Genomic DNA, 2430 nt, shown 5'->3' with positions numbered 1-2430 from the left:
CGCGATCGGCCACTATCACCACACGGCCGCAACCGAAGGCCACCCGGTCCCATCCACATGGCAAACCAGTGGTCCCATCACCCTGGCAGGCGACACGTGCCGCTCGAGCACGCACCCATCGACCACGTCACCGCCGCCGAATGGCGCTCCCGCCAGCTCGACATGTTCGACGCCGTCGCCGACCTCGAAATCGAACGCGGCTGCTCGCCCTGGGGATGCCGAGGCGACGACGACGAAGACGACGCAATCAACGCCACCTGGCACATAGACCCCGCCCACGCGGCGGCCTGAACCCCGCCCGCGACCAAGGGACCGAGCGAAATCAGACGCCCAGCCCCGACCCTCGCGCACCCTCCGACCGCCGCGAGCGCCCGTCACCCGCGCGCGCCCGCGCACCTATTCCCCTTCACACCAACACATCCCGACACCGGCCAACCGCCCATCGGAGAAATGAGGAACCAATGAACACCAACCCCGCCCAACAACACCCCTTCGGGTGCGTCGTCGAAGTCGATCGCACCCCACGCCCCGACCCCAAGGACGAGGCATTCGCCGCGAATCTCACCACAACCCTGCTGGCATTGGTACCGCCGTGGATCGCCACCGTGCGCACCTGGACCACCGAACAGCGCCAGCACGCCGCGCCCGAGGCCGCGCAGACGATCGCCAGCCACAGCGACACCCTCCAGTTCGACGGGAACAAGACAGGCCAAGCCCTCAACGCCCTCGCGAAGGGACTGGCCATCCTCGCCCACACCGAGGGCGGCATCACGGCCCTCGGTGTCCACGCCTGCCTCCAACCCCACGACTCCTGCCCCGGCCACCAGCGTGAACCGCGCCAGCCGCACCGGGCAGCCAGCACAACAACCGATTCCAGCTTGGCCACGACACCGGTGGTCGCGCTGCGCATCACATCCGCCGAACTGGAAGAACGACTCAGCGAAACGTTCATGCACGAGCAGATGTGCAATCCGCCCGACCCCTTCGCCACCGCCGCGGACTGGAACCGGGCATGGCCGGTCCTGCTCGCCGACGCGATCGAGGAAGCCGACGACGACGACCTCCTCATCAACCCCGCCACAGGGACCCTCGTCGCGCTCATCGCCCTCGACCACGACAGTGCCGGGGACCGACCACCCGTCACCGTCGAAATCCACGACACCGACACCGGCGATGTGCTGGCCACCCACACCTACACCCGCCCGATTCCCCAACGCCCCGGCCGCACCGACCCCGGCACCTGGCGATGCGCCGCCGCCGACGCCGCCCACGCCCTGCTGACCGTCCTATCCGACCTCAACCGCGCCGCTGCCGCACCCCAGCAGTAGCCACCACCACGGGCGGGTGCCGCCAACGCCAACGCACGCGGCCCCGACGCACCCAGTCCGCCACGCCGCGCTAGGCGAGACGCGAAAACGGGACGCGAGCAACCCAGTTCGAACGGTGCTCGCCATCGCGCCGCCATCACAGGAGCCCAACCCCACCCGGGTTGCGCGGGCGCCGCTTTCACCCGCCGCAATCAGACCCATTCCGACCAGACACGAAGGAATCGCGCATGACCTACCCACAGACACCGACCGACCCAGCGGGCAGCTACTTCCACGGCTGGGGAGTGCCCACACCCGAAGGACAGTGGCAATACGAACTCGACGATTGGGGCATCGTCTACGGCCCCGGATGGTGGCCGTTCCACCGCTACTACGAGCAGACCCACGGTCGATCCCGCCGCACACCCTCCTCGGTCAGGGTCTCCCCGGGCACGGCCTACCAATCGTGGGGAAATGAATCCATCACGCTGCGGCCCTCCCCGCAACACCCGACCCGCGTCGAGGCCCGCATGACCCTGTTCGTCCGCACGCAAGGTCTCGGTGCCATCGTCGCCGACACCCAAATCGCCCTTGACATCAGACAGCGTCGCACCACCATCGCTGACACCTGCCCGCCAGCGCTACGCGAGCAAGCCGAACTCAAAGCCGCTCGGCTCCTGCGATTTGTTCTCGACCACCGCCGAGCCCGCCGCCGCGGAACCACCGAACCCGACACCGCATACGGCCGATGGATGCGCCGCGACCAGCACCGCGAAGCGACCCGGTAACGCACCTTCCCAGAGGACCGACCATGACCCGCACCATCGCCGCCCCCGGCCCGGATCTGACAAGCTACGACCACATCGTCATCAGCATCTCAGGCGGCAAGGATTCCCAATCCACCCTCGACGTCGTCGTCGAGGCCGCCCGCGCCGCCGGGGTCACCGATCGCATCACCGCCGTGCACGCCGACCTCGGCCGCGCCGAATGGCCCGGCACCGCCGCCCTCGCCGCCGAACACGCCCGCAACTACCTATTGACTGAACTAACTACCCTCGTAATCCCAGTTCAGAGGGCGTTTTCGGCATGTGGTACTTATTCTCGCCATGTCGCGATCACAGAT

At 68.1% G+C, this 2430-nt stretch carries 2 protein-coding genes and 2 pseudogenes; all 4 read left to right on the top strand.

Going from position 1 to position 2430, the window contains the following annotated elements:
• Positions 1–291, top strand: a pseudogene (locus ACWEO7_RS39180) (hypothetical protein); the annotation flags it as partial.
• Positions 292–461: 170 nt separating this feature from the next.
• Complete coding sequence (locus tag ACWEO7_RS39175) at positions 462–1328, top strand: hypothetical protein (RefSeq protein WP_452430864.1); 867 nt, start codon at positions 462–464, stop codon at positions 1326–1328.
• A 227-nt stretch (positions 1329–1555) separates the two neighbouring features.
• Entirely contained in the window at positions 1556–2095 is a 540-nt protein-coding gene (locus tag ACWEO7_RS39170) for a hypothetical protein (RefSeq protein ID WP_452430863.1), read from the top strand.
• 23 nt (positions 2096–2118) lie between these two features.
• Positions 2119–2430: pseudogene (locus ACWEO7_RS39165) on the top strand (hypothetical protein); the annotation flags it as partial.

The organism is Nocardia sp. NPDC004260 (genome assembly GCF_053603155.1).
Note: the sequence above shows the minus strand (reverse complement) of the source record. Positions and strands in the feature narration are given on the sequence as shown.